The organism is Amycolatopsis sp. VC5-11 (genome assembly GCF_037034185.1).
Lineage (GTDB): Bacteria > Actinomycetota > Actinomycetes > Mycobacteriales > Pseudonocardiaceae > Amycolatopsis > Amycolatopsis nivea.
Window position 1 is genome coordinate 19,143 of the sequence record NZ_JBAGKF010000029.1, and the last position, 24,784, is coordinate 43,926.

20 protein-coding genes are annotated in these 24,784 nt (G+C 68.4%); 9 read left to right on the plus strand and 11 right to left on the minus strand.

Going from position 1 to position 24,784, the window contains the following annotated elements; genetic code table 11:
• The first annotated feature begins 4 nt into the window (after window positions 1-4).
• Window positions 5-1,069, plus strand: a complete 1,065-nt coding sequence (locus WA670_RS42565) for a hypothetical protein (protein WP_336161842.1) — start codon at window positions 5-7, stop codon at window positions 1,067-1,069.
• Window positions 1,070-1,085: 16 nt separating this feature from the next.
• Here the strand turns inward: WA670_RS42565 and aroQ are convergent, their stop codons facing one another.
• On the minus strand, window positions 1,086-1,556 hold the full coding sequence (gene aroQ / locus WA670_RS42570; protein ID WP_336161844.1) for a gamma subclass chorismate mutase AroQ: 471 nt from the start codon (window positions 1,554-1,556) through the stop codon (window positions 1,086-1,088).
• Window positions 1,557-2,276: 720 nt separating this feature from the next.
• On the opposite strand from aroQ, the gene rpoB reads away from it, so the two are divergent.
• Both rpoB and WA670_RS42580 read left to right on the plus strand, forming a co-directional pair.
• Window positions 2,277-5,780 carry a DNA-directed RNA polymerase subunit beta gene (gene rpoB, locus WA670_RS42575; RefSeq protein ID WP_037816287.1) on the plus strand — a complete coding sequence of 1,168 codons (3,504 nt, stop codon included), beginning with the start codon at window positions 2,277-2,279 and terminating at the stop codon, window positions 5,778-5,780.
• 89 nt (window positions 5,781-5,869) lie between these two features.
• Complete coding sequence (locus WA670_RS42580) at window positions 5,870-9,781, plus strand: DNA-directed RNA polymerase subunit beta' (protein ID WP_037816286.1); 3,912 nt, start codon at window positions 5,870-5,872, stop codon at window positions 9,779-9,781.
• A 61-nt stretch (window positions 9,782-9,842) separates the two neighbouring features.
• On the opposite strand, the gene WA670_RS42585 is transcribed toward WA670_RS42580, so the two are convergent.
• From WA670_RS42585 to WA670_RS42600, 4 genes are read right to left on the minus strand one after another with little or no spacing between them, the layout of a single operon-like run.
• A complete protein-coding gene (locus WA670_RS42585) occupies window positions 9,843-10,658 on the minus strand; it encodes a hypothetical protein (protein WP_134663735.1) in 816 nt (271 codons plus the stop codon).
• Between the two features lie 3 nt (window positions 10,659-10,661).
• Window positions 10,662-11,723 (minus strand): hypothetical protein, encoded by a 1,062-nt coding sequence (locus tag WA670_RS42590; protein WP_336161845.1) that lies wholly within the window; start codon window positions 11,721-11,723, stop codon window positions 10,662-10,664.
• 8 nt (window positions 11,724-11,731) lie between these two features.
• Window positions 11,732-12,067, minus strand: a complete 336-nt coding sequence (locus tag WA670_RS42595; RefSeq protein ID WP_134663737.1) for a hypothetical protein — start codon at window positions 12,065-12,067, stop codon at window positions 11,732-11,734.
• Window positions 12,067-12,648, minus strand: coding sequence for a YbaB/EbfC family nucleoid-associated protein (locus tag WA670_RS42600; RefSeq protein ID WP_336161847.1), 582 nt, complete (start codon window positions 12,646-12,648; stop codon window positions 12,067-12,069). The genes WA670_RS42595 and WA670_RS42600 overlap by 1 nt, the downstream gene beginning before the upstream one ends.
• Window positions 12,649-12,845: 197 nt before the next feature.
• Here WA670_RS42600 and WA670_RS42605 point away from each other — a divergent pair, with 197 nt between their 5' ends.
• Window positions 12,846-13,484 (plus strand): double zinc ribbon domain-containing protein, encoded by a 639-nt coding sequence (locus tag WA670_RS42605; RefSeq protein WP_240691485.1) that lies wholly within the window; start codon window positions 12,846-12,848, stop codon window positions 13,482-13,484.
• Window positions 13,485-13,488: 4 nt separating this feature from the next.
• Here the strand turns inward: WA670_RS42605 and WA670_RS42610 are convergent, their stop codons facing one another.
• From WA670_RS42610 to WA670_RS42630, 5 genes are all read right to left on the minus strand, one after another.
• A complete protein-coding gene (locus tag WA670_RS42610; RefSeq protein WP_336161849.1) occupies window positions 13,489-14,991 on the minus strand; it encodes a hypothetical protein in 1,503 nt (500 codons plus the stop codon).
• Between the two features lie 8 nt (window positions 14,992-14,999).
• Entirely contained in the window at window positions 15,000-16,148 is a 1,149-nt protein-coding gene (locus WA670_RS42615; RefSeq protein ID WP_336161851.1) for a hypothetical protein, read from the minus strand.
• Window positions 16,149-16,161: 13 nt separating this feature from the next.
• Window positions 16,162-16,482 (minus strand): hypothetical protein, encoded by a 321-nt coding sequence (locus WA670_RS42620; RefSeq protein ID WP_238608647.1) that lies wholly within the window; start codon window positions 16,480-16,482, stop codon window positions 16,162-16,164.
• Complete coding sequence (locus WA670_RS42625; RefSeq protein ID WP_336161852.1) at window positions 16,479-17,060, minus strand: YbaB/EbfC family nucleoid-associated protein; 582 nt, start codon at window positions 17,058-17,060, stop codon at window positions 16,479-16,481. The genes WA670_RS42620 and WA670_RS42625 overlap by 4 nt, the downstream gene beginning before the upstream one ends.
• A gap of 120 nt (window positions 17,061-17,180) precedes the next feature.
• Complete coding sequence (locus tag WA670_RS42630) at window positions 17,181-18,695, minus strand: hypothetical protein (RefSeq protein WP_336161854.1); 1,515 nt, start codon at window positions 18,693-18,695, stop codon at window positions 17,181-17,183.
• A gap of 634 nt (window positions 18,696-19,329) precedes the next feature.
• Here WA670_RS42630 and WA670_RS42635 point away from each other — a divergent pair.
• The 5 genes from WA670_RS42635 to WA670_RS42655 all read left to right on the plus strand — a co-directional run bounded on the left by WA670_RS42635 (window position 19,330) and on the right by WA670_RS42655 (window position 24,247).
• Window positions 19,330-21,192, plus strand: a complete 1,863-nt coding sequence (locus WA670_RS42635) for a hypothetical protein (RefSeq protein WP_336161856.1) — start codon at window positions 19,330-19,332, stop codon at window positions 21,190-21,192.
• Window positions 21,193-21,252: 60 nt separating this feature from the next.
• The gene (locus tag WA670_RS42640; RefSeq protein ID WP_336161858.1) at window positions 21,253-23,013 is read left to right on the plus strand and encodes a hypothetical protein; all 1,761 of its coding nucleotides are present in this window, start codon (window positions 21,253-21,255) and stop codon (window positions 23,011-23,013) included.
• 41 nt (window positions 23,014-23,054) lie between these two features.
• Window positions 23,055-23,444, plus strand: coding sequence for a hypothetical protein (locus WA670_RS42645; protein WP_336161859.1), 390 nt, complete (start codon window positions 23,055-23,057; stop codon window positions 23,442-23,444).
• Window positions 23,445-23,462: 18 nt separating this feature from the next.
• Window positions 23,463-23,696, plus strand: a complete 234-nt coding sequence (locus tag WA670_RS42650; protein WP_336161861.1) for a hypothetical protein — start codon at window positions 23,463-23,465, stop codon at window positions 23,694-23,696.
• A gap of 65 nt (window positions 23,697-23,761) precedes the next feature.
• The gene (locus tag WA670_RS42655; protein WP_336161862.1) at window positions 23,762-24,247 is read left to right on the plus strand and encodes an MmpS family transport accessory protein; all 486 of its coding nucleotides are present in this window, start codon (window positions 23,762-23,764) and stop codon (window positions 24,245-24,247) included.
• Here WA670_RS42655 and WA670_RS42660 read toward each other — a convergent pair.
• Window positions 24,240-24,728, minus strand: coding sequence for a GNAT family N-acetyltransferase (locus WA670_RS42660; RefSeq protein WP_275293161.1), 489 nt, complete (start codon window positions 24,726-24,728; stop codon window positions 24,240-24,242). The genes WA670_RS42655 and WA670_RS42660 overlap by 8 nt on opposite strands.
• Window positions 24,729-24,784 lie beyond the last annotated feature (56 nt).

The following is a 24,784-nucleotide window of genomic DNA, read 5'->3' on the forward strand; positions in this document are numbered from 1 at the left end:
CGCAGTGCCCCCCTCCCGTCGCCAGCCACCGCGCAGCAGCAGCACGCCACCGGCTCGCAAGCCGAAGGTCGCCGGGCTGCGCAAGCCGTCGGACCCGGCGGCGCCGGCGGCCTCGCCCAAGCCGCGCCCCCGGCCGCGGCCGCTCCCCGACGCGGATCCGGCCGAGGTGACCCAGGAACTGCGGATTCCCCGCGGCGGCCTGGTGCGCCCGGCCGACCCTGAGCCCGCTTCGACCGAGACCGAGCCCGCTTCGGCCGAGGTCGCGGAGACCGCTGTCGAGGAAGACGCCGCCGAGGTCTCCGGCGTAACCAAGGAAGCCCCGGCCGAAGAGGTCGACGCGCTCACCGGCGAGACCGTCGAGGACGAGGAACCGGCCCGGCCGAGCCCGCGGCGCAAGAAGCGCGACACCGGCTCGGAGAAGCCCTCGGACGTCGAGGAAGCCGAGACCAAGGCCCGGGCGGAGGACGCCGCCGAGGTGCCGGCTCAGCGGTCCGTGGTCAGCCGCAACACCGTGCGCGTCGCACTGCTGCTGGTGGTCGGGCTGGCACTGGTCGCGGCGGCGGTGATCTTCCAGGTCAAGGGTTCGGACGCGGCCGATTCGACGAGCAACCGCGCGGTGCTCGACGTGGCGAAGACCGCGCAGGTCAAGGACCAGGTCTCGAAGGCCATCGAGACGCTGTTCTCCTACGACTTCAACAACATCAAGAAGACCGAGGACGCGGCCAACCAGCTGCTCGCCACCGACCAGGTCAAGACGAGCTACAACGCGCTGATGGGCCAGGTCAAGAAGCTGGCTCCGGAGCAGAAGGTGGTCGTGACCTGCAAGGTCACCCGCAGCGCGGTGATCCGGCTGAACGGCGACCTCGCCAGGGTGATGCTGTTCATCGACCAGACGTCGACGCGTGCGGACACGAAGCAGACCGCCGCGGGCACGGCGCAGATGCACGTGGACGCCCAGCTGCAGGGCAACACGTGGAAGATCACCGACATGGACACCTACAAGGCCGCCGCACCGGCCGCCGGCGCCCCCGCGCCGTCCGCGCCCGCTTCGGCTCCGCCGTCGAAGTAAGCGTCCTGAGCAGTCGTCACGGCCCGTTCCCGGAACCTCCGGGGGCGGGCCGTTGTCGTGTCAGCGTCCGGAACGCCGTCCGAAGCGGCTCCTGCAGCTCAACCGGGCTCTCCGGCGGCTCCAGGGCCTCCGCGCCGGTCGCGGCCAGCCGGTCCAGCAGAGCGACCGTGAGACCGTCCAATTCGGCCCGCAGCACCGACAGGTCGGGACCGCCCTCGGGCAGGTCGCCGGGATGCGCGCTCCAGTGCGTGAAGAGCCGATGCTGGACCTGCTTGCTGGCGGCGATCTGATCCGACAGGAAACCGGCGGCCAGCTCCGGGTCGAGGCCCATTTCCCGGGCAAGCACTCGGACGCGGGCCAGCTCCCGCTGCTCGCGGACGGGATCGTCGACCGGCCGCCCGGCCCCGAACTTCGCGGCGGCGACCTGTTCGCTGATCGCCAGCCTGCGCAGGACCAGGTCGGGAAGCGACGCGTCGGGTACGGGCATCGTGCGCACCTCCGGGAGTTCGGGCCCGCCCAGTTGATCACCGGGACGCATCCGTTGCCAAGCGTCGCTTCCGGGCGTGCGCAACCCCTGTCCGGGGGACCCGGAATCGGGTGCCGAGCTGCCCGAAGTTCCCCTGTTTTCGTCCGCCGCGAAGCATCCGGCCACTCGCGGAATGTGATCCATCCCGCGCCCGCCGCGCCGATGCGGAAACCGCCGCCGAAACCGTGCGCAGGCCGCCCACCTGCGTCGCTGTCCGGCCGACCTGCGCGGCCGTCCCGGAGTACCCGGCGGTAACCGGGACCGCGGCCGGATCGGTCACCCTGTGCTGTCCGGGTTCGACGCTGCGCCAACCGGCGGGAGAGCCGCGCGGCATCTTGACTCCAAAGCCGCGTGGGTTCACGCTTACTGCCAACGGTCACGGCCGGGGAACGCGAACCTTGCGGGAGGGGCGCGAAAACCCGGGCGAACCGGGAGCCGGAAGGACGCAGTGAGGCTCAGGGAGACGCACTGCCCCAAGGTGACGCGATGCAGGCTGGGCCCCGTCGGGAGCGCCCCCTGGACAGACCGCGTCATCGGGGCTAGACTGCTTCTTTGCGCTGCCCTCTTTCAGGCTGCCCGGAGCCGGTAGTTAGGATAGTGGGCACACGGCACCCCTGACAGTCCGCGACAGCTGTTGCCATCGCGGCTGCTCACCGCTCATTGTCCCCGGAAGGACGCATCTTGGCAGTCTCTCCCGCGAACCAGGCCACTGCTGCGACCACCTCGGCTGAATCCCGCGCGCAGGCCACGGGAATCCCCGGAGCGCCCAAGCGGGTCTCCTTCGCGAAGATCCGCGAGCCACTCTCCACCCCGAACCTGCTTGACGTCCAGATCCAGTCGTTCCAGTGGTTCACCGGCAACGAGGCGTGGTTCGAGCGCCGCGTCAACGAAGGCGAAGAAAACCCGGTCGGCGGTCTGGAAGAGGTCCTCAACGAGATCTCGCCGATCGAGGACTTCTCGGGCTCGATGTCCCTTTCCTTCTCCGCTCCGCGCTTCGACGAGGTCAAGGCCTCGATCGAGGAGTGCAAGGACAAGGACATGACGTACGCGGCCCCGCTGTTCGTCACCGCCGAGTTCGTCAACAACAACACTGGCGAGATCAAGAGCCAGACGGTCTTCCTGGGCGACTTCCCGGTGATGACCGACAAGGGCACCTTCATCATCAACGGCACCGAGCGGGTCGTCGTGTCCCAGCTGGTGCGTTCTCCGGGCGTGTACTTCGACAGCAGTGTCGACAAGACGACCGACAAGGACGTCTTCAGCGTGCGCGTGATCCCGAGCCGCGGCGCGTGGCTCGAGTTCGACGTGGACAAGCGCGACACCGTCGGCGTCCGCATCGACCGCAAGCGCCGCCAGCCGGTCACCGTGCTGCTGAAGGCGCTCGGCTGGTCCACCGAGGCGATCCGCGAGCGCTTCTCGTTCTCCGAGACGCTGCTGGCCACCCTCGAGAAGGACCACACCGCGGGCACCGACGAGGCGCTGCTCGACATCTACCGCAAGCTGCGCCCGGGCGAACCGCCCACGAAGGAGAGCGCGCAGACGCTGCTGGAGAACCTGTTCTTCAAGCCGAAGCGCTACGACCTGGCCAAGGTCGGCCGCTACAAGGTCAACAAGAAGCTGGGCCTCGACACCCCGTACGAGACCGGCACGCTGACCGAAGAGGACATCGTCTCGGCCATCGAGTACCTGGTCCGGCTGCACGCCGGCGAGGACAAGATGACGAGCTCCGCCGGCGTCGAGGTGCCGGTCGAGACCGACGACATCGACCACTTCGGCAACCGCCGCCTGCGCACCGTCGGCGAGCTGATCCAGAACCAGATCCGGGTCGGCCTCTCCCGCACCGAGCGCGTCGTGCGCGAGCGCATGACCACGCAGGACGTCGAGGCGATCACGCCGCAGACCCTGATCAACATCCGCCCGATCGGCGCGGCGATCAAGGAGTTCTTCGGCACCTCGCAGCTGTCGCAGTTCATGGACCAGAACAACCCGCTGTCGGGCCTGACGCACAAGCGTCGTCTTTCGGCCCTCGGCCCGGGCGGTCTGTCCCGTGAGCGCGCCGGCATGGAGGTCCGCGACGTCCACCCGTCGCACTACGGCCGGATGTGCCCGATCGAGACGCCGGAAGGCCCGAACATCGGCCTGATCGGCTCGCTGTGCTCGTACGCGCGGGTCAACCCGTTCGGCTTCATCGAGACGCCGTACCGCAAGGTCGTCGAGGGCCAGGTCACCGACCAGGTCGACTACCTGACCGCGGACGAGGAAGACCGTTACGTCAAGGCGCAGGCCAACGCGCCGCTGACCGACGACGGGCACTTCGTCGAGTCCAAGGTCCTCGGCCGCCGCAAGGGCGGCGAGGTCGAGCTGATCGACCCGCTCGAGATCGACTACATGGACGTGTCGCCGCGGCAGATGGTCTCCGTCGCCACCGCGATGATCCCGTTCCTGGAGCACGACGACGCGAACCGCGCGCTGATGGGCGCGAACATGCAGCGGCAGGCTGTTCCGCTGCTGCGCAACCAGGCTCCGTACGTGGGCACCGGCGTGGAGCTGCGCGCCGCGGTCGACGCCGGGGACGTCCTGGTCGCCGAGCAGGCGGGCGTGGTCGAGGAGCTGTCCGCGGACATCATCACGATCATGCACGACGACGGCACGCGGAAGAGCTACGGACTGTACAAGTTCCGCCGCTCCAACCACGGCACGTGCTTCAACCACCGGCCGATCGTCAACGAGGGCGACCGGGTCGAGCAGGGCCAGGTCATCGCCGACGGCCCGTCCACCGAGAACGGTGAGATGGCGCTCGGCAAGAACCTCCTCGTCGCGGTCATGCCGTGGGAGGGCCACAACTACGAGGACGCGATCATCCTCTCCGAGCGCCTGGTGCAGGACGACGTGCTGACGTCGATCCACATCGAGGAGCACGAGATCGACGCCCGCGACACCAAGCTGGGCGCTGAGGAGATCACCCGGGACATCCCGAACGTCTCCGAGGAGGTCCTGGCCGACCTCGACGAGCGCGGCATCATCCGCATCGGAGCCGAGGTCCGCGACGGCGACATCCTGGTCGGCAAGGTCACGCCGAAGGGCGAGACCGAGCTGACCCCGGAGGAGCGCCTGCTCCGCGCGATCTTCGGCGAGAAGGCGCGCGAGGTCCGCGACACCTCGCTGAAGGTGCCGCACGGCGAGACCGGCAAGGTCATCGGCATCCGGGTGTTCTCCCGCGAGGACGACGACGAGCTGCCCCCGGGCGTCAACGAGCTGGTCCGCGTCTACGTGGCCCAGAAGCGCAAGATCCAGCCGGGCGACAAGCTCGCCGGCCGGCACGGCAACAAGGGTGTCATCGGCAAGATCCTGCCGGTCGAGGACATGCCGTTCATGGAGGACGGCACCCCGGTCGACATCATCCTGAACACCCACGGTGTGCCGCGACGGATGAACATCGGCCAGATCCTCGAGCTGCACCTCGGCTGGCTGGCCTCGCAGGGCTGGACGATCGAGGGCAACCCGGACTGGGCGAAGAACCTGTCCGAGGAGCTCTACGACGTCGCGCCGAACACGAACACCGCGACCCCGGTGTTCGACGGCGCGAAGGAAGAGGAGCTCACCGGGCTGCTCGGGGCGACCAAGCCGAACCGCGACGGCGAGCGCATGGTCAAGGAGAACGGCAAGGCCACGCTGTTCGACGGCCGCTCCGGCGAGCCGTACCCGTACCCGGTGTCGGTCGGCTACATGTACATCCTGAAGCTGCACCACCTGGTCGACGACAAGATCCACGCCCGCTCCACCGGCCCGTACTCGATGATCACCCAGCAGCCGCTGGGCGGTAAGGCGCAGTTCGGCGGCCAGCGCTTCGGCGAGATGGAGTGCTGGGCGATGCAGGCCTACGGCGCGGCTTACACGCTGCAGGAACTGCTCACGATCAAGTCGGACGACGTGGTCGGCCGCGTCAAGGTGTACGAGGCGATCGTGAAGGGGGAGAACATCCCCGAGCCGGGCATCCCGGAGTCGTTCAAGGTGCTCCTCAAGGAGCTCCAGTCGCTGTGCCTCAACGTCGAGGTGCTCTCCAGCGACGGCGCGGCGATCGAGATGCGCGACTCCGACGACGAGGACCTCGAGCGCGCAGCGGCGAACCTCGGCATCAACCTGTCCCGCAACGAGTCGCCCTCGGTGGACGACGTCGTGCACTGATTCGGTGTCGAGCGGGAACCTGCCTCCCGCGGGTTCCCGCTCCACCGCCGACCCCTCTCTAGCCGAAACAACCCCAAGGGGACTTAGACGTGCTGGACGTCAACTTCTTCGATGAGCTCCGGATTGGCCTCGCCACCGCCGACGACATCCGTCAGTGGTCCTTCGGCGAGGTCAAGAAGCCGGAGACCATCAACTACCGGACCCTCAAGCCGGAGAAGGACGGGCTCTTCTGCGAGAAGATCTTCGGTCCGACCCGGGACTGGGAGTGCTACTGCGGCAAGTACAAGCGCGTCCGGTTCAAGGGCATCATCTGCGAGCGCTGCGGCGTCGAGGTCACTCGCGCCAAGGTGCGCCGTGAGCGGATGGGCCACATCGAGCTGGCCGCGCCGGTCACCCACATCTGGTACTTCAAGGGCGTTCCGTCGCGCCTTGGCTACCTGCTGGACCTGGCGCCCAAGGACCTCGAGAAGATCATCTACTTCGCGGCCTACGTGATCACCGGCGTGAACACGGAGCTGCGGCACAACGACCTGCCGACCCTCGAGAACGAGATCGGCGTCGAGCGCAAGAACCTCGAGACGAAGCGCGACGCCGACATCGAGGCCCGCGCGCAGAAGCTGGAAGCCGACCTGGCCGAGCTGGAGGCGGAGGGCGCGAAGTCCGACGTGCGCCGCAAGGTCAAGGAGGGCGGCGAGCGCGAGATGCGTCAGCTGCGCGACCGCGCCGGCCGCGAGCTGGACCGCCTCGAGGAGGTCTGGACGACCTTCACGAAGCTCGAGCCGCGTCAGCTGATCGCCGACGAGCTGCTCTACCGCGAGCTGATCGACCGGTACGGCGAGTACTTCACCGGCGGCATGGGCGCGGAAGCGATCCAGAAGCTGGCGACCGAGTTCGACGTCGCCGCGGAGGCCGACAGCCTGCGCGACACCATCCGCAACGGCAAGGGGCAGAAGAAGCTCCGCGCGCTGAAGCGGCTCAAGGTCGTCGCCGCGTTCCAGGCGACCGGCAACGACCCGCGCGGCATGGTGCTCGACGCCGTCCCGGTCATCCCGCCGGACCTGCGCCCGATGGTGCAGCTCGACGGTGGCCGCTTCGCCACGTCGGACCTGAACGACCTGTACCGCCGCGTGATCAACCGGAACAACCGGCTCAAGCGGCTGATCGACCTCGGCGCGCCCGAGATCATCGTCAACAACGAGAAGCGGATGCTGCAGGAGGCCGTCGACGCGCTGTTCGACAACGGCCGCCGCGGGCGTCCGGTCACCGGCCCGGGCAACCGGCCGCTGAAGTCGCTGTCCGACCTGCTGAAGGGCAAGCAGGGCCGGTTCCGCCAGAACCTGCTGGGCAAGCGTGTTGACTACTCGGGCCGTTCGGTCATCATCGTCGGTCCGCAGCTGAAGCTGCACCAGTGCGGTCTGCCGAAGGACATGGCGCTCGAGCTGTTCAAGCCGTTCGTCATGAAGCGGCTGGTCGACCTGAACCACGCGCAGAACATCAAGTCCGCCAAGCGGATGGTGGAGCGGTCGCGGCCGCAGGTGTGGGACGTGCTCGAAGAGGTCATCACCGGCCACCCGGTGATGCTGAACCGTGCGCCGACCCTGCACCGGCTGGGCATCCAGGCCTTCGAACCGCAGCTGGTCGAGGGCAAGGCCATCCAGCTGCACCCGCTGGTCTGCGAAGCGTTCAACGCGGACTTCGACGGCGACCAGATGGCGGTGCACCTGCCGCTGTCGGCCGAGGCGCAGGCCGAGGCCCGGATCCTGATGCTGTCGGCGAACAACATCCTGTCGCCGGCGTCGGGCCGTCCGCTCGCCATGCCGCGACTGGACATGGTCACCGGTCTGTTCCACCTGACCCGGCTGAACGAGAACGCCGAGGGCGCGGGCAACGCGTACTCGTCGCCCGCCGAGGCGATCATGGCGTTCGACCGCAAGGCGCTGAGCCTGCACGCCCCGGTCAAGATCCGCGTCACCGACCGTCAGCCCGCGAAGGCCGACGAGGCGGCGCTCGCGGAAAAGGGCTGGGAGCCGGGCAAGCCGTGGCTGGCCGAGACGACGCTGGGCCGCGTCCTGTTCAACGACCTGCTGCCGGCGGACTACCCGTTCATCAACGAGCCGATGCCGAAGAAGCGGCAGGCGGCCATCGTGAACGACCTCGCCGAGCGGTACTCGATGACGCAGGTCGCGCAGACGCTGGACAAGCTCAAGGACGCCGGTTTCTACTGGGCGACCCGCTCGGGCGTCACGGTCGCGATCTCGGACGTGCTGACCCCGGTCGGCAAGAAGGCCATTCTCGACGAGTACGAGGGCAAGGCCGACCAGGTCGAGAAGCGGTACCAGCGCGGTCAGCTGTCCCACGCCGAGCGCAACAACGAGCTCGTCAAGGTGTGGACGCAGGCGACCGAAGAGGTCCACAAGATCATGGAGACGGCGCTGCCGGACGACAACCCGATCGCCATGATCGTGAAGTCGGGCGCCGCCGGCAACATGACGCAGGTCCGTTCGCTGGCCGGTATGCGTGGTCTGGTGTCGAACCCGAAGGGCGAGTACATCCCGCGTCCGATCAAGGCGAACTTCCGTGAAGGCCTGTCGGTGGCGGAGTACTTCATCGCCACCCACGGCGCCCGGAAGGGTCTGGCGGACACGGCGCTGCGTACCGCCGACTCGGGTTACCTGACCCGTCGTCTGGTGGACGTTTCGCAGGACGTCATCGTCCGCGAGATCGACTGCGGCACCACGCGCGGCATCATGATGCCGATCGGCGAGGACCTCGGCGACGGCAAGGTCGTGCGCGACCAGCACGTCGAGACCTCCGTGTACGCGCGGAACCTCGCGACGGACGCGGTGGACGCCAAGGGCAACGTCGTGCTGAACGCGGGCGACGACATCGGCGACCCGGCCATCGAGAAGCTGCTCTCCAGCGGCATCTCGAAGGTGAAGGTCCGCTCGGTGCTCACCTGCGAGTCGGCGGTCGGTGTCTGCGCGACCTGCTACGGCCGTTCGATGGCGACGGGCCAGCTCGTCGACGTCGGCGAGGCGGTCGGCATTGTCGCCGCCCAGTCGATCGGTGAGCCGGGCACGCAGCTGACGATGCGTACGTTCCACCAGGGTGGTGTCGCCGGTGACGACATCACGACCGGTCTGCCCCGTGTCACCGAGCTTTTCGAGGCTCGGGTGCCGAAGGGCAAGGCTCCGATCGCGGACGTCGACGGCCGCGTGCGGATCGAGGAGAGCGAGCGGTTCTGGAAGATCACCCTGATCCCGGACGACGGGTCGGAGGAGATCGTCTTCGACAAGCTGTCCAAGCGGCAGCGGCTCGCGAACACCCCGAACGGCCCGCTGGGCGACGGCGACCACGTCAACGTCGGCCAGCAGCTGCTCGAGGGCACGCCGGACCCGCACGAGGTCCTGCGCGTCATGGGCCCGCGCGAAGCGCAGATGCACCTCACGGACGAGGTCCAGAAGGTGTACCGGGCGCAGGGTGTGTCGATCCACGACAAGCACATCGAGGTCATCGTGCGGCAGATGCTGCGCCGCGTGACGATCATCGACTCCGGAGCCACGGACTTCCTGCCGGGCGAGCTGCCCGAGCGGACGAAGTTCGAGGCGACGAACCGGGCCGCGGTCGCCGAGGGCGGCGAGCCGGCTTCGGGCCGTCCGGTGCTGATGGGCATCACGAAGGCGTCGCTGACCACGGACTCGTGGCTGTCGGCGGCCTCGTTCCAGGAGACCACGCGCGTCCTGACCGACGCGGCCATCAACGGCCGCTCGGACAAGCTCGTGGGCCTCAAGGAGAACGTCATCATCGGTAAGCTCATCCCGGCCGGTACGGGCATCAACAAGTACCGGAACATCCAGGTGCAGCCGACCGAGGAGGCGCGGGTCGCGGCGTACGCGATCCCGTCCTACGACGACGGTTACTACACCCCGGACGTGTTCGGTTCGGGCACCGGCGCCGCGGTTCCGCTGGACGACTACGACTTCGGTCGCGACTTCCGCTGATCCGCTCCGCTTGAACGAAACGCCCCCGGCTTCGGCCGGGGGCGTTTCGCTGTATGCGGGGTCAGACCGTGGCGGGCACGTTGATCCGGTCGAGGAAGTCGGCGATCAGGTCGATTCTGGCGACCAGGGTCGCCGGGTCGATCTCGTCCCGGTACACCGCGTAGCACCACCCGTGCTCGAGGCCGATGAGGTCCGGAAGCAGTTCATGGTTGCCGCGCAGCCAGTCCATGGTCTCCGGGGCGATGACCTGGGCCGAGAGGTCCTGATCGCTGGCGTATCCGGTGAACTCGTTCTCGGCCGGCGTGAATTGCTCCCAGCGGGCGGCCGAGGGCGACGTTTGCGCCTCCGCTTCGAACAGCCTTTGCTGGTAGTTGAGATACGCCATGGTCCGCCCGAACATCCGCACCGGTTCGGTCGGGTACGCCTTGGCGATCTTCATGCTCGGCGTCGGCCCGACCTTGGTTTCGATGGTGTACTCGTAGATCCTTCTGGAGCTGTTGGCCCCGACCCGGAGCGAGCACCAGTACGCGCTGACCCGGAACTGCCGGTCCCGCCGCGGCAGGTCAGCCGCGAACTCGACGGTCGGAGGACTGCTGGGGAAGGTCATGCCCTCGGAGATGGTCTTCGGCCGGTACAGCTCGCCAAGAGGCTTCCGGCGCTGCGCGGACCGGGGCCGCCCGTATTTCAGATCGGCGACCATGGATCCGCCCAGTTCCTCGGGCACCGCGTGCAATGCGGCCTCCCGGGCTTGTCTCGCCCGTTTCTTCTTCAGATGCCAGCGGAAGCCGAGATAACTCGGGAGCACGACCATGACCAGGAGTCCGAGGATCGGCCTGAGCCAGTACCAAGCGTCGTGCTCTGCGAGGGCGAGATCCACGGCTCAGAACTCCAGATCCTTTTTGGTCTCGTCTTCCGAAGTTCCGTCCCCGGTCGTCGCGTACTCGACGGCCTTGCGCGCGTTCTCCAAGTGTCCCAACGGTTTCCCTGGCTTGACCGGCAGGTCGGTTTCGTTCTTGTCGTGGCTTCGGAGCCCGACCTGCGACCGTGCCTCGTCCAGCAGCTTCCCGCCGACGGTTTTCCCGAAACCGTCCTTGGCCCGCTTGGCGGTGGTCTTGCCGCCTTCCACGGCCATCTTGGCCACCTCGTCCTTGGCCGCTTTGAAGAACGTCTGGAACCGGGCGATCAAGTCCTTGATCATGTCCAGCAGCTTCTGCAGCTTGCTGACCTGCTTGGTCGCCTTGCCCGCGGTAGACGCCGCGCGCACCCCGGTCGCCGTGCCCGCCGCCGCGGTGGATGCTCCGAACGACGGGACCGCTGCGGCCAGTGCCGGGATCCAGATCATGATCAGCCAGGTGATCAGCTCGGTCAGCAATGCCTTGATGAAGTCCTCGATGACGGTCATCGCCATGCTGCACACCTGCAGCATCGTCGCGATGTCGCCGGCCTGGTCGGCGGTGCCGGTGATCCCGGTCGAGAACTTGGCCAGCTTCTCCGCCGCGGTTTCGGCCGCGCCGCCTTCCCACTGCGAGAGCGAGCTCTTCGCCTGCTCGCTGAACTGGTGCGCGAACTGCTCCAGCCCGCGCCCGATCGCCGTGAAGTTCTCGGCGGCTTTGGACAGTGCCGGGCCGTCGCCGCTGACGAAATGGATCGCGTCCTGGAGCGGGTCGCAGACGGCCAGCAGGAAGTTCAGTCCCTGGCCGACCAGCCAGCCGATCGGGTCGGAGCTGATGCTCATCGCGGTTTCCGCGCACGACTGGACGAAGTTGGTCGTCTCGGAAACCACCCCGCTCAGCCCGGTCGCGGTGTCGCCTGCCTTGATCGCGTCGCTGGTGCCCGCGTCGTAGATCCTCACCGCGCCGCCCACCACCGGCAGCGCGTTGACGATCTTCTTGCCGGTGCCGTCCTCCGGCTTGATCTCGATCTTGCCCAACGGATCAGACATCCCGCCCCCTACTTCCGTCCGCTGCCGAGGTTGTCGATCTTGCCCATGACGTCTTTCCAGCTGCGGCAGTGGTCCTCTTCGGTCTGGTCGTAGAACTGGCCGGCGCGGTTGATCTTGTCGGACGCGGACTGCAGGCCGGTTTCCATCGAGGTCAGCAGGTCTTTCAGGTCGTTGACCATGTCCGTGTACATGTGCTTGACGAGGATGCCGATGACGCCCCAGGACTCGTCGCCGACGTCGGCCTGCGCCACCTTGCCCTTGACCCCGGCGACCGCGGTCTTGTTGCCCGCCAGTTGGCGGGAGTAGTCGTAGAGCTTCGCCGTCTGCACCTGGTAGCCGGCCATCAGCGGTGGTCCTCGTCGTCGAACAGGTTCTTCAGGAAGTCGTCCCCGGCGGACCCGGCCGAGGACGGCGGTGGCGGCGGGGGAGGGGTCTTCTCCGCGGGGTCGGCCAGCAGCTCGCGCTCGGAATAGTCCTCGTGCTGTTCTTCCTCGACACTCCGCTGCGGCGCGGGCGCGCCCCGCTCCATCGCGGCACGCAATTCCTCGACGTCGGTGCCCAGCAGTTCGGCCTGGGTTTCCAGCACCTGCTCGGTGAGCTGCATCGAGTTGCCCGTGTGCTGGTCCACCAGCACGGCCTGCTGCCGCGCGGACTCGGCGACCGCCTGCTGCAGGGTCGCCATCACCATCCCGGACAACTCCGTCCCGCCGTGGCGCAGCGCGGCATCGGTGATCCGGATGTCCTTGATCGACCCGCCCGGGCCGGAGACGACGGTGACCGACTGGTCGGGCGACGTCGCGGTCGCTTCGAGCGCGCTCAGTTCCTCCTGCATCTGGGCGATGCCGGCGAACTGGTCGTCCACCCGCTGCAGCCTCGATTGGAACCGGTCGAATTCAGCGACCAGCCGGTCGAACTCGTCGGACATGCCGTCTCCCCTTGTGTTCTGTTGCCATACCGTCATGGCCCAATCCGGCATCTTACGGTCGGTATCCGACTAAACACGGCGAAACCGCCAAAAAAGCCCCGTCGCGCGCTCTCTGGTCCCGGTCGCGCTGCGTAGCGGGTCCGGAGACGGTACTTGTACGGTCGCGGCCCGGATCCGGCTGGCATAACTTCGCGCGCGTGGCTGATGTCGTGCCGTTCACGGACAACTTCTCGGATCTCTCCAACGCGCAGGGGTACCAGTTCGAATTCCGTTGCGAGCGCTGCGGAAACGGGTACCGGTCGGCGTTCCAGCGGGACGCGATGGAGACCGGGCGCAGCATGTTGCGCGCGGTGGGCTCGTTCTTCGGCGGGACGCTGCAGCAGTTGAGCAGCTCCGCGGACCAGTGGAAGTACGACCGGGCGACGAACTCGTCAGCGAAGGACCGCGCGCTGACCGCGGCCGTCGAGGAGATCACCCCGCGCTTCCGCCAGTGCCGCGGCTGCAGCGACTGGATGTGCGCGGATCAGTGCTGGAACGAGGAAATCGGCCAGTGCCTGCGCTGTTCGCCCAGCGTGGCGGAGGAGGTCTCGCGCGCGCAGGCGGCGGCGCAGCGGGACCAGATCTGGGACAAGGCGCGCGAGAAGAACTGGACCAAGGGTCTGGACCTGGGCACCCGCGCGAAGCTCACGTGCCCGGACTGCGGCCTGAAGGTGGACGGCGGGAAGTTCTGCACCGGATGCGGAAGCTCGCTGGCCCCGACTGTCCACTGTGGAGAGTGCGGCAAGGAGTCCAAGGCGGGCGCGGTGTTCTGCGCGGATTGCGGGCACCGGCTCTGAGGTCTCAGACCTTGGCGAGGGTTTCGCGCCGCTTCTTCACCCGGCGAGGGACGCTGGGCAAATAGGTGCGCTTGAGCAGCAACAGGCCGGGGAAAAGCAAGATCAGGGCACCGAGGAGATCGACGGCCGCGAACACCGAGCCGACTTGGTAGCCCAGATCTCCCCCGAACGGGCCCACTGCGATCTCGACGACGGCGCCCCGCGCGGGAAGCTCGTTCTTGTTCCATTCGGCGGTGATTTCGTGGATGATGCCGCCCTGCTCGTAGGTTCCGTACACCTCGGCCCGGTCGACGGTGCAGGACGGGCCGCCGGTGGTGCTCACACAATGCCGGGTGCCGCCGCCGCTGGCCCCGGTGACCGTCGCTTGCACCTGCGGAGCCAGCCCCGTCAGCACGGCGATCGAGTTGCCCGCCGGTCCGATTCCGACGGCGATCAGGGCGAGCGCGATGAGCGTCCGCGCGGTCAGCGAGATGGAGGTGACCGGCTGCCGGTCGCGTGCGTCGCGCCTGCGGTTCAGCGGCGTGCGGAGGACTCCGCCGCGCTTGCCGATCCAGGCGTCGTACCGGGTGTCCGCTCTGGTCGCGACTGAACGGAATTGCCGGTCGTTCGCCCACTTCTCCCAGATCGCTGAGGGGACAGCGGCGGCGAGAATCGCGAGTTTGCGGGAGTTGTCGAACATCCGGTCTTCGGTCAGCCCGCCGGTGTCGGTGGTCCAGATCGAGTCCTCGCGGAAGGCGACCTGGTGCACGCGGAAGAACCGGTCGTTCAGGAGCAGCTCGCGGACCTCGCCGGTCAGCATCTCCCGGGCGAACTCCGGATCCGAGGTGTAGACGGAGAACCGGCGGTCGAATTCGGGGTCGGTCTCGAATTCGTGCAGGGTGGTGTCGGGCCGCAGCCAGCTGAACTGGTTGCGGGTGATCCGCATGTCTTCGAGCGGAGTGAAGTGCTCTGGGGCGAAGGCTTTGATCTTCGGCGAGATGGTCAGCGCGGGCACGCTCGGGATCCGCAGCTCCACGACCGAGCAGATTGAACCCAGCGCCTCGGCCAGCTTCGACTTCCGGCGGAAGTTCTCGTCCCGGTAGGGAGATTCGGTCGAGTACTCGATGCCGAGCAGCCGATGCCCGTGATGGGTGAACTCGACCGTGGCCCGGCTCGGCCAGGGGTCGGGATGGTTGCGCGGGACAGCAAGCCCTTGCCGGGAAAGGAAACCGAAGCTGGGCTCGCCGCTTGAATCGACGTGCTTGGCCCAGCGCTGCGAGCGCCACCCCCGCCAGGCAAGCAGCGCGGCGACGACCAGCGGCACGCCGTACCAGGCCAGCGGCGGCACGGTCAGGCTGGCGGAGAACCAGTACAGCGTGGCGAGGGAGACGGTGATTCCGCTGAGCACATGGAAAACCGCCGCCAGGACCGCGCTGCGACGCTCGGCCCAGGCGGCGGTCCACAGCAGCAGGAAGGCCAGCGCGCAGCCGCCGAAGAAATAGCCGGGGACAACCAGCTCGTCCGTCACACAAACCCTTACATGTCCAGGTTTTCCCGAGTGTCCTTGGCGGAATGCTCTCCGGCCTCGTCGCTCGCGTCCTGGGACTTGCCGATGTCCCTCGCGTTGCTGATCATCTTGTCGGCGAAGTCGAAGCCGCCCTTGCCGACATAGGCGGAGCCCTTGCTCAGGTCGGACGGGTTCACGCCGATGACCTGCTTGACCGCCTCGCCGGGCATGCCCTTCAGCGCGTCGACCGTCGCGGTGCCGAAAGCGCTTCCCTTGGTTCCGGTGGCGTTGGCGACCGCACCGGCGAGCGCCTTCTCCGTGCCGGGGGTGATGCGGGCGCCGGACGGGGTGAGCTTCGAGCCCTGCTTGATCATCTCGTCGGCCCACTTGGCGAGGAACGTCAGGAACTTCTCGATCAGCTGGCCGAGTTTGCCGAGGTGGCTGGTGACCCGGCTGACCGTGCTGGCCACGCGGGCGACCGAGGCCGTCATCGCCGCGGCGACGGACGAGCCGAGGCTGACGACGGAGGCGGCGAGCGCGGGCAGCCACAGGTAGATGAGCCAGCTGACCAGTTCGGAGATCAGCGCCTTGACGACCTCTTCGATGACGGTCATCACCATCGACCACATCTGCAGGGTCTCGGCCACCGCGCCCGCGCTGGAGCCGATGCCCTTGATGCCCTCGGAGAACTGGGCCAGCGCCTTCTTCGCGGCGTCGCCGCCTTCGCCCTGCCAGTCCTTGAGCGCCTCGTCGCCTTCCTTGACGAAATTGTCGGCCAGGGTGACGAAGCCCTTGCCGATCTCGACGAAGTTGCCGGAGGCTTCCTTCAGGGCGGGACCGTCGCCGGTGACGAAGTGCAGGGCGTCCTGCAGCGGCTGGATCAGTTCGATCAGCATGTTCAGGCCGTTGCTGACCAGCCAGCCGACCGGGTCGAGCGCGAAGCTCGCCAGGTCCACCGCCGCGCCCGCGACGAAGCCGGCGCCGTCCTGCACCAGCTGGCCGCTGGCCGAGGCGAAGTCGCCGAAGCTCTTCGCGTCGCCGTAGTTCTCGATGGCGCCGGAGATCGTGTTGACGCCCTTGCCCACGAACGGCGTCTTCTTGGCCGCTTCGAGCGCGTCGTGGCCGAACCCGTCTTCGTGCTTGATTTTTACGCCGTCGGCGACGCTGTCCTGTCCCATGAGTTCCCCTTGCTCAGAGCGGTCCGTCGATCTTCGCGTCGAACTTGCCGAAGGTCATGACGGTGTCCTTCTCGTGCCCGTCGTAGATCTCCGCGGCTTTGCCGAGCTTGTCCTGAAACACCTCGACGCCGCTCTTCATGGCCTCGAGCAGTTGCTTGAGCTCGTCGAGCTTGCTCGTGTAGGTCTGCTTGGCGACCAGCCCGATCAGGCCCCACGACTTGTCGCCCACGTCGGCCTGGCCCACGAGGCCGTTGAATTTGCCCGCCTCGCTCTTGTAGTGGTCGAGCCCGGTGGAGTACTTCGTGATGGCCGTCGTGACGACGCTGTGGGTCATCGGTGGTCCTCCTCGTCGTTGAACAAGTTCTTGAGGAACTGGTCGCCCGCCGAAGCGGAAGGCGGCGGCGGAGCGGCCTGCGCCGGCTGCTGCTCAGCGCGAAGCAGGTTGTTGTTCGCGAAGTCCTCCTCGTCGCGAACCGGCGCGGCCGGCCGCTGCGGCTGCGCCTCCGGGAGGTTGGACTCCAATTCCTCGACCGTGGTTCCCATGCCCGCGGCTTGCGCTTCGAGAACCTGCTCGGACACGTTCAGCCCGAAGGCCGTGCCCACGTGCTCGTCGACGATCCCGGCCTGCTTGCGCGCGGATTCCGCGACGGCTTGGTGCAGCGTCGCCAGGATCGTGGCCGCCAGCTGGTCCGGCTGCTGGCGGAACGCGTCGGGGGAGAGCCGGAGGTCCTTGACCGAACCGCTCGGGCCCGCGACCACGGTGACCGACCGGTCCGGCGACGTCACCTGCGCTTCGAGCGCGTTCAGTTCCTCCTGCATGTCGCCGACCTTCGCGAACTGCGCTTCGGCCTGCTTGAGCTTCGTCTGGAACTTCTCGAACTCCGCGACGAGTCGGTCCATCTCTTCGGACACGGCGGTCACACCTTCCCTGCACCTCGCTGATGTGCGGGATTATGCCGCTTCTGTCGGCTTCGTGCTTCAAGAGTGCGGAATCCGCGGCGCCGGATTGCCGCAGGTCAGCAATCCGGCTCGCTAAGACGGGGACCCGACCTGCCGGGATTCCCTGATCTCGCGCAGGATGCGGACCCGCCGGGGCGCGCGCGGGCGGAAGATCGTCTTGAAGAACAGCAGCCCGAGAAGGAGGGGGATCAGCGCGCCGAGCGTGGTCGTCACGACGGCGGTGGTGTTCTGGAAGACCGTGTACCACCAGATCGGGCCGATCCGCACGTCGACGACGTCGCCGCGTTCGGGCAGTTCGCCGGAGGACCAGCTGGTGACGACCTCGTGCGTCCGGCCGTCGAGCTGGTAAGTACCGCGGACCGCGGGCGACCTGCTGCCGCAGATCTGCGTGCGGTTGGCGCCACAGGCATGGCCCGTGTCGCCCCTGTCGGATTCGAGGACCGTGAGCGGGACTTCCGCGGAGAGGCCAGCGGCGGTGGCCAAGCCGTTGGCGATCGGCAGCAGACCGCCCACCACCATGGCCGTGGCGAGCAGCGAGCGCGTCAGCACCGTCGTCGGGGCGAGCGGCTGCCGGTCCATCGATTCGCGGTAGCGGTTCACCCGGTTCCGCACGAAGCCACGGCGCTGGCCGAACCACAGGTCGTAGCCGGTTTCGGCGCGGGCGGTCACCCGGGAGAACTCGGTGTCGCGCCAGAGGTTCGGCGTGACAGCCGCGGCGAAGATCGCGAGGTGGCGGGCGTTGCCGAGCAGCCGGTCTTCGTTCAGCCCGTCCGCTTCGGCGGTCCAGAGCGCGTCGCGGTCGAACACGACCTCGTGGACCCGGAACCACAGGTCGTTGAGGATCAGCTCGCGCACTTCCGGGGTGAGCACCTTGGCGGCGAACTCCGGATCCTCCGTGGTGACCTCGAAACGGCGGTCGAATTCGGGGTCCACCGCGAACCTCTGCAGCTCCTCGGCCAGGAACTCCTGCGGCTTCCCCGGCGGCTTCGGGGTGCCGACTTGGATCCGGGTGATCCGGGCGTCCTCGAACGGGGTGCTGTAGTCCGGTTCGAACGCGCCGACCCTCGGCGTGATCAGCAGGGCCGGGCTGGCCGGGATCCGCAGTTCGATCATCGAGTAGATGCCGCCGACGCGGTCGGTGGCCCGGTCGGTGACCGTATCCGGCTCGCTGAGCGGGTATTCGACGCCGAGCAGCCGATGACCCTGATGCTCGAGCTCGAGGACTCGCCGCAGCGACAGGCTGTTCTGCTGGTCGAACGCCACGGTGCGGCCTCGCTTCGGCAGCACCCCGAAGCTCGCCTCGTTCGTGACGCCGAGACGGCGGAGCGAATCGCGTTGCCGCCAGGACTGCCAGAGCACGAAGGCGACGAACGCCACCGGCAGCGCGATCCACACCGCCAGCGGCGCGCGGACTTCCATGCTGACGGTGAACCAGGTCAGCGTCGTGCCGAGGAAGACGAGGCCGCAGGCGATGTTGCTGATCGCCGACGTGACCGTGCCGCCGCCCTCGGTCCGGCCCGCGATCCAGAGCAGGACGAACGAGGCCAGGAAGCCGAGAACGATGTACCAGGGAAGCGGTTCTGCCATCTATTCGCCCAGGTCGAGGTTGTCGCGGGGTTCTTCGCCGTCGTCGGCCGAGGGTTCTTGGCACCCTCGGCCCCGGAGCGGAGTATGCCGTTTCGTACCGGTTCGTGCGGCTCCGTCGGCGAGAAGAGACCAGAGTTCCCGGGATTCGATCACGAAAAGGTAACGAACATATCGGGCGAACAACCCCACCTCGGACGCCGAAGCGCCGAACATACTTTGGGCCGAACGGAGCATCGCAGGTCAGCGCCGCCGCTCCAGCCGGGTGTCGGGGTGCGGGCCGGGCAAGTCGGCCCAGTTCGTGGGATATTCACCCCTTCGGTCGACGTTCCCACGATTGATCACCGCATTGACAGTGCGTGCGGTTCGCCAGAGTATTTCGCGCATGTCCATTCCGGTTGCCCTCGTGTGGCGCCTGCACGTTGATCTGCGTCAGCAGGCCAGCGCGCTGTGTAGGAATTCCTGACCTTTTCTTCCGGCCGCGTTCGGCTGGTTGATTTCTCTTGCCCCGCAACGGGTTTCTGTGGCCCGAGGGGATAACCGCTTTTCCCGTTCCGGGTGGGTTTCGGGCTGCCCGGAGAACGGGGAAAGAAGTGCCTTCGCGGGCGCTTCACGGGAACACGAACAGGGAGACACAATGCGATTCAGCTCCTCCTCGGGCGCCCCGCCCCGATGGCGGAAAGCGCTGACCGTCGCCGGCGCGGTCGCGCTCGCGATCGGTGCGGTGACCTACACCGGGTCCAGCACCAGCGCCTACGCCGACGTCCAAGTGGTCACCGACGCCAAAACCGCGTCCGACGGCAAGCAGTACTGGGTGCAGAACCACCTGGTGAGCAAAGACCTTGCCGCGCAAGCGCGTTCCGCGGACGGCACGCCGAAGAAGTGGCTGCTGGTCTGGGCGGGCGACGAGAACATCGCCGACACCGCGGTGAAGGACGTCAAAAACCTGCCGGGATCGCTCGGCGGCGGTCTCGGCAAAGTCAAGAATGCCTTGCCCGGTCCCGATTTCCTCGCGGTGATCGACGCGACGCAGGGCTCGCCGACGTACGGCAAGGTGGTGAACACCGCGACCGTCGGGCCGCTTGTCGAGAACGAGCCGCACCACATGCAGTACGTGTGGCACAAGGGCGACACGATCTACGCCGGTGCGTTGTTCGCCGCGGCGACGTACGCGTTCGACGTCAGTGCGTTGCCGCAGTTGAAGCTCAAGGGCATCAGCCTGCCGACGCAGACGCTCGGCGGCTCCGTGCCGGACGCGTACTGGGTGTTGAAGGACGGCACCGCGTACGGCACGTACATGGGCGGGCCGGTCGTGCCCGGTCCGTACGCGTACCAGGACGGTTCCACGCAGATCGGCAACGGCTTCGCCGGCAGTCCGGGCGAGGTCGTGCACTTCGACCAGAACGCGCAGGTGCTGTCGCAGAATCCGGCGGCGACCCCGCAGGGCGACAACGCGAAGCTGTGCGACAACCTGCCGCAGATGGGCAAACCGTCCTGCGCGAACCCGCACGGCGTGCAGGCGCGCGAGGACCTCAACACCCTCGTCACCAGTGACTACGCCGAACCGCGCAACATCATTCTCGACCCGGTGAAGCAGCCGTCGCCGTATCTGCGCCGTCCGACGATCCGCACCTGGGACATCTCCGACCGCAACCACCCGAAGCTGAAAGCGGTGTCCTACCTGCACGACGGCCCGCGGGCGAATCCGGCGGACCCGCTGCACTCGGAAAGCCGCGCGGTCATGGAGACCACGGTGACGAACCTGCCCGGCCACAAGGGCGCGTTCGCCGAGACGATGCAGGGCGGCGCGATCTTCTACACGCCGGACATCACCGCGAAGGACCCGCACTGGATCGAGGTGTTCGACGACGGCACCGCGGGCAAGCCGATCTACTCGCAGAACGACTCCAACGGGGCCAGCTCCAACGGCGGCTGGCTGCAGACCAGCCCGGACGACCGGTTCCTGTACCACGCGGTGCAGGGCAGGCAGAAGGGCGCGCTCGGCCCGGACGACCCCGGCACCACCGGCGGCGTGTACGTGCTCGACATCCAGAAGCTGGTCGCGGCGGGCGACAAGGTCGAGGACATCAAGGGCCGCGTCGACACCGTGGAGAAGGCGCAGCAGGGCGGCGGGGGAGACCTGCCGACCGTCGTCGGCTCCGCGCCGATCAACCCGGGCGTGCCCGGGGCGGGCCCGCACTGGGGCGCGTACGACAACTTCGCGCTCGGCCAGGACGGTTTCTACCACGAAACCCAGCAGCCGCAGCACATCGCGGTGTCGAACTACTTCGTCGCCCGGTCCGGTTTGGACGGTGACCACAAGGTCAACCTGCTGAACCTGTCGCCGGACGGGAAGGTCGCGGTCGACGCGAACTTCCGCGACGAGTTCACCGGCCAGGTCGGCATCAACTTCAACCGGAAGTCGTGGCCGCACGGGGACTTCGGCAACGCCAAGCCGCACTCCGAGCTGTTCGTGGTCGCCGACCAGAACGTGAAGTAACTCGTTCCCGGCGCGCGGGCGTCCGTCCGCGCGCCGGGACTCTCCCCGAAGAAGGTCTCCATGGATCACCACGTCACTCCGGCCGCCACCGGATCGTCCGGGGTGGACAGTGCCGCGCTGATGCTGCGGCTGATACTGCTGCTGGCGACGGCATTCCTCGCCGGTACCGGGATTCTGCGTCCGCTCGTCGGACCGCTGCCGCGCAAGCTGTGGCTCACCACCGGCGCGCTGGGGGTCGGCTCGGCGGTGCTGGCCGCGGTGTCGGCGGCGACGGTCGACGTCAACCTCGTCGCGCTGATCGTGCACATCGTGCTCGCGTTGGCGGTGCCGGTGCTGCTTCGGTGGCCCTCGGCGGGCCGTTGGGCTTCGCTCGCGCTGGTCGTACTCGTGGTGTTGGAGACCTCCGTCGACGGCACGGGTATCTCCTTCGCTATCGACACTGTGTACGTCGCCGCAGCTGCGCTGTGGTTCGGCGTGACGCTGCTGTCGGCGTGGGTGCCGGTGGAGGAGTGGCGCTCGACGCCGTTGCGCGTCGGGCCGCTGTCGGTCAGCCTCGCCGGACTGTTGACGCTTGCGGGCGTCGTGCAGCTCGGCGTCTCCGGAGTCGCCTTCGACCGACGGCTGTACGAAACGCTCTTCGGCATCTCGCTGATCGTGGTGGTCCTGCTGCCCGCCGCGGTCACCGTCGTGTCAGCAATCTTGTTGTCTCGCAACGCTTCCATTCGCGGTTACCGCTACGGCGTCGCCGGGGTCGCGCTCGGTTTCGTCGCGTGGAGTGCGCTCGCCGCGGTGCCGCAGCCAGCGCCGTTACCGGTGCCCGGAGTGCCGCTGCTGGCGGACGCGACCGTCGGCGGCGCGAGCGTGCCGGTGCTGGTCAGCCCGCAACGGCCCGGACGCAACCTCGTGCACTTCCCGGCGAGCGCGGGCACGGACCTGTCCGCTGGCGTCGAGGGCGGGACCGTGACCACCGCGGCGGCGCGCGCCGGTGCGGAAGGCAGCTGGGCCGAGGTCGAACTTCCGCCCGGACGCAGCACTCTCGTCGTGCACAAGGGCGACGCGACCACCACGGTCGACGTCGACGCGGGCACGGAGGCAGGCCCGGCGGTGTCGGACGCTGACGCGCCGGAATGCGCGGAAGCCGCGCTCGGCGGTCTGGTGGCGGAGAAACGCGACGTGCTCACCAGTTGCCCGGCGGACGCGTTGTCGCCGGAGGACCGCGGTTCGCTGGTGAAGCTGGTCGAATTCCTCGCCTCGCGGAACCCGTCGGCGATCACGCTGGTCGAGGACAAGTCGCCGCGCGGGGTGCAAGCCGCCCAGCTCGTCCGTGAAACCGCCGCTCGCGCCGGGCTGCCGGTGCGCCCGGACGCGGCAGCGGACACCGCACTGGTGGTCGTCTCCGGCTGGAGCGACGGGTACCTCGCGATGAGCCGCGCCGCCGAGTCGCAGCGGCTCAAGCCGACGCACCAGTTCGGCCTGTATCTCGCGCCGTGGCTGCTCAACGGACCCATCGTCAACACCGTGGCCAGCGCGGCCATGCCGCTGCGCTTCGACCCGCGCGACCAGCTCGCGGTCAGCTACGCGGTGGCGGTCGGCAACAGCTTCGGCGGAGAAAGCCCGTCACTGGGCGGTTTCCGGACCTGGCTCGGTCCACAGTGGACAGCGGTGAACGGCGAGGTGCAGCTGTTCGCGGCCGCGCAGGTCAACGCGATGCCGATGTACCCGAACGAACCGCACGCGCCCGGCATGCAGGCCGCGCGCGACTACGCCGGGCAGTGGATCCCCGACGGAACCATCGTCCCGATCAGCGGCGCGCTCCGCTGACCCGCAGTTCCCCGAAGTACCCCGAAGAAAGGAAACCCCTGATGAAACGCACTGCCGCCCGGATCCTGCTGCCGCTCGCCGCGGCCGGGGCGTTCGCCGGATTCGGCGGGGGAGCGGCCAGCGCCGCCACCCCGGACGCCTCCGCTCCCGCCCAGCCCGCGGTCGCCGCTGGCCAGGCCGCCGCTCCGGAATCCTCCGTTGCCGGTCTCCCCGGTGGCCTGCCTTCCCTGCCGACCGGCGGCCTGCCCGCGCTTCCGACCGGCGGTCTGCCCACCCCGAGCCTCCCCGGCCTCCCGGGCGCGCCGACCGGAGGCAACCCGTCGATCTGGGTCGTCCCCGGCCTCGACGCGGGCAGCCTCCTCGGCCCCACGACCCAAGCCCCGGCGCAGCTCCTCGCGCCGGTGTTCAACCTCGTCACCGCCGTTTCCTGAGCACTGAAGGAGAAAGCCATGAAGAAGACAGTCGTCCGCGCCGTAGCCGCCACCGCGCTCGCCGGAGCCGCGGTGCTCGGCGCCGCCGCTCCCGCGCTGGCCGCCGCGCAGGACCAGCCCGGTGTCGTCGTGGTCGACGAGCCGGACACGTCGAACCTGAACAACATCTGGACGTTCGCGCCGCTCGGCGTGCCCGTGCTGGGCCTGATCCAGTCGCTGAACGGCGTCCCCGGCCGGATCCTGCCCGGCTGACCCCGACCCCGCCGGTGGTTCCCCTCGTCCCCGGGAACCGCCGGCGGACCCCGGAAAGAAGGACCATGGACAGACAGCTGATCGGCCGGCTCGCGATCGCCGGGATCGCGGTGGCCGCCGTCGCCGCGGCAGCAGTGATCCTCGGCGACGACGCAGACCCCGCCCCGGTCGCCGTCTCGACGCCGGCCGCGGTCGTGCCGCAGCGCGCCCCGGACCGCACCGTCACGCGCACCCTGGCCCCGACGACGTCCACCGCGCCGGCCGCGCCCGCTCTGTCCAGTTGGCAGATCACCTACGAACTCGCCGGCTCCGGCACCGCCACCGTCGTTTACGACGACAACGGCCTCGGCCTGGTGCACCAGGAGCTGTCCGTGCCGCTGCCCTGGCGCAAGACCCTGACCTGGCCGAAGTCCGCCGTCGCGCCGACCGTGCAGCTGATGGGCCAGTCGAGCGGCCCGGTCGAATGCCGGATCTCGGTGAACGGCGTGCTGGCGCGGTCCGCGAAAGCCGCCGACGGCGAGGTCGCCAGCTGCGCGGGACGGCTCAGCTGAGGTCTTTCGAGAACCAGTGCTCGGCGTACTTGTCGTCGTTGAACGCCTCGACCTCCGCGTAGCCCATCGACGCGTACAGCGCGCGTGCTTCGACCAGGTCGTCCCGGGTGTCGAGCCGCATCCGGACCGAGCCCAGCCGCTTCGCCGCCTCTTCGGCCGCCGTGACGATCAGCTTCCCGCCGCCGTGCCCGCGGTGCTCCGGGCGCACGTACACCTTCGTCAACGCGCTCAGCCCCGGCTCGACCACGCGGACCCCGACACAACCGGCCGGTTTGCCGTCCCGGTAGGCCATCAGGAAGGCCCCGGTCGGCGCGACGAGGCCGTCGGCGGGCTCGTCGGCCAGCGCCTCGTCCACCTCGGCGGGCGTGGCCGGACGGCCGTAATACCGCGACGCCACCTCGTCCATGTACTCGCGCAGGATCGCCGTCGCGTCGGGGTGTTCGGCCGGGATTTCGCTGATCTTCCAGTCCACGTCCCTCATCTTGGGGAGTCCGTCCACCGATTTCCCCGGCAGGTACCGTGCAGTCCGGCAGGGGA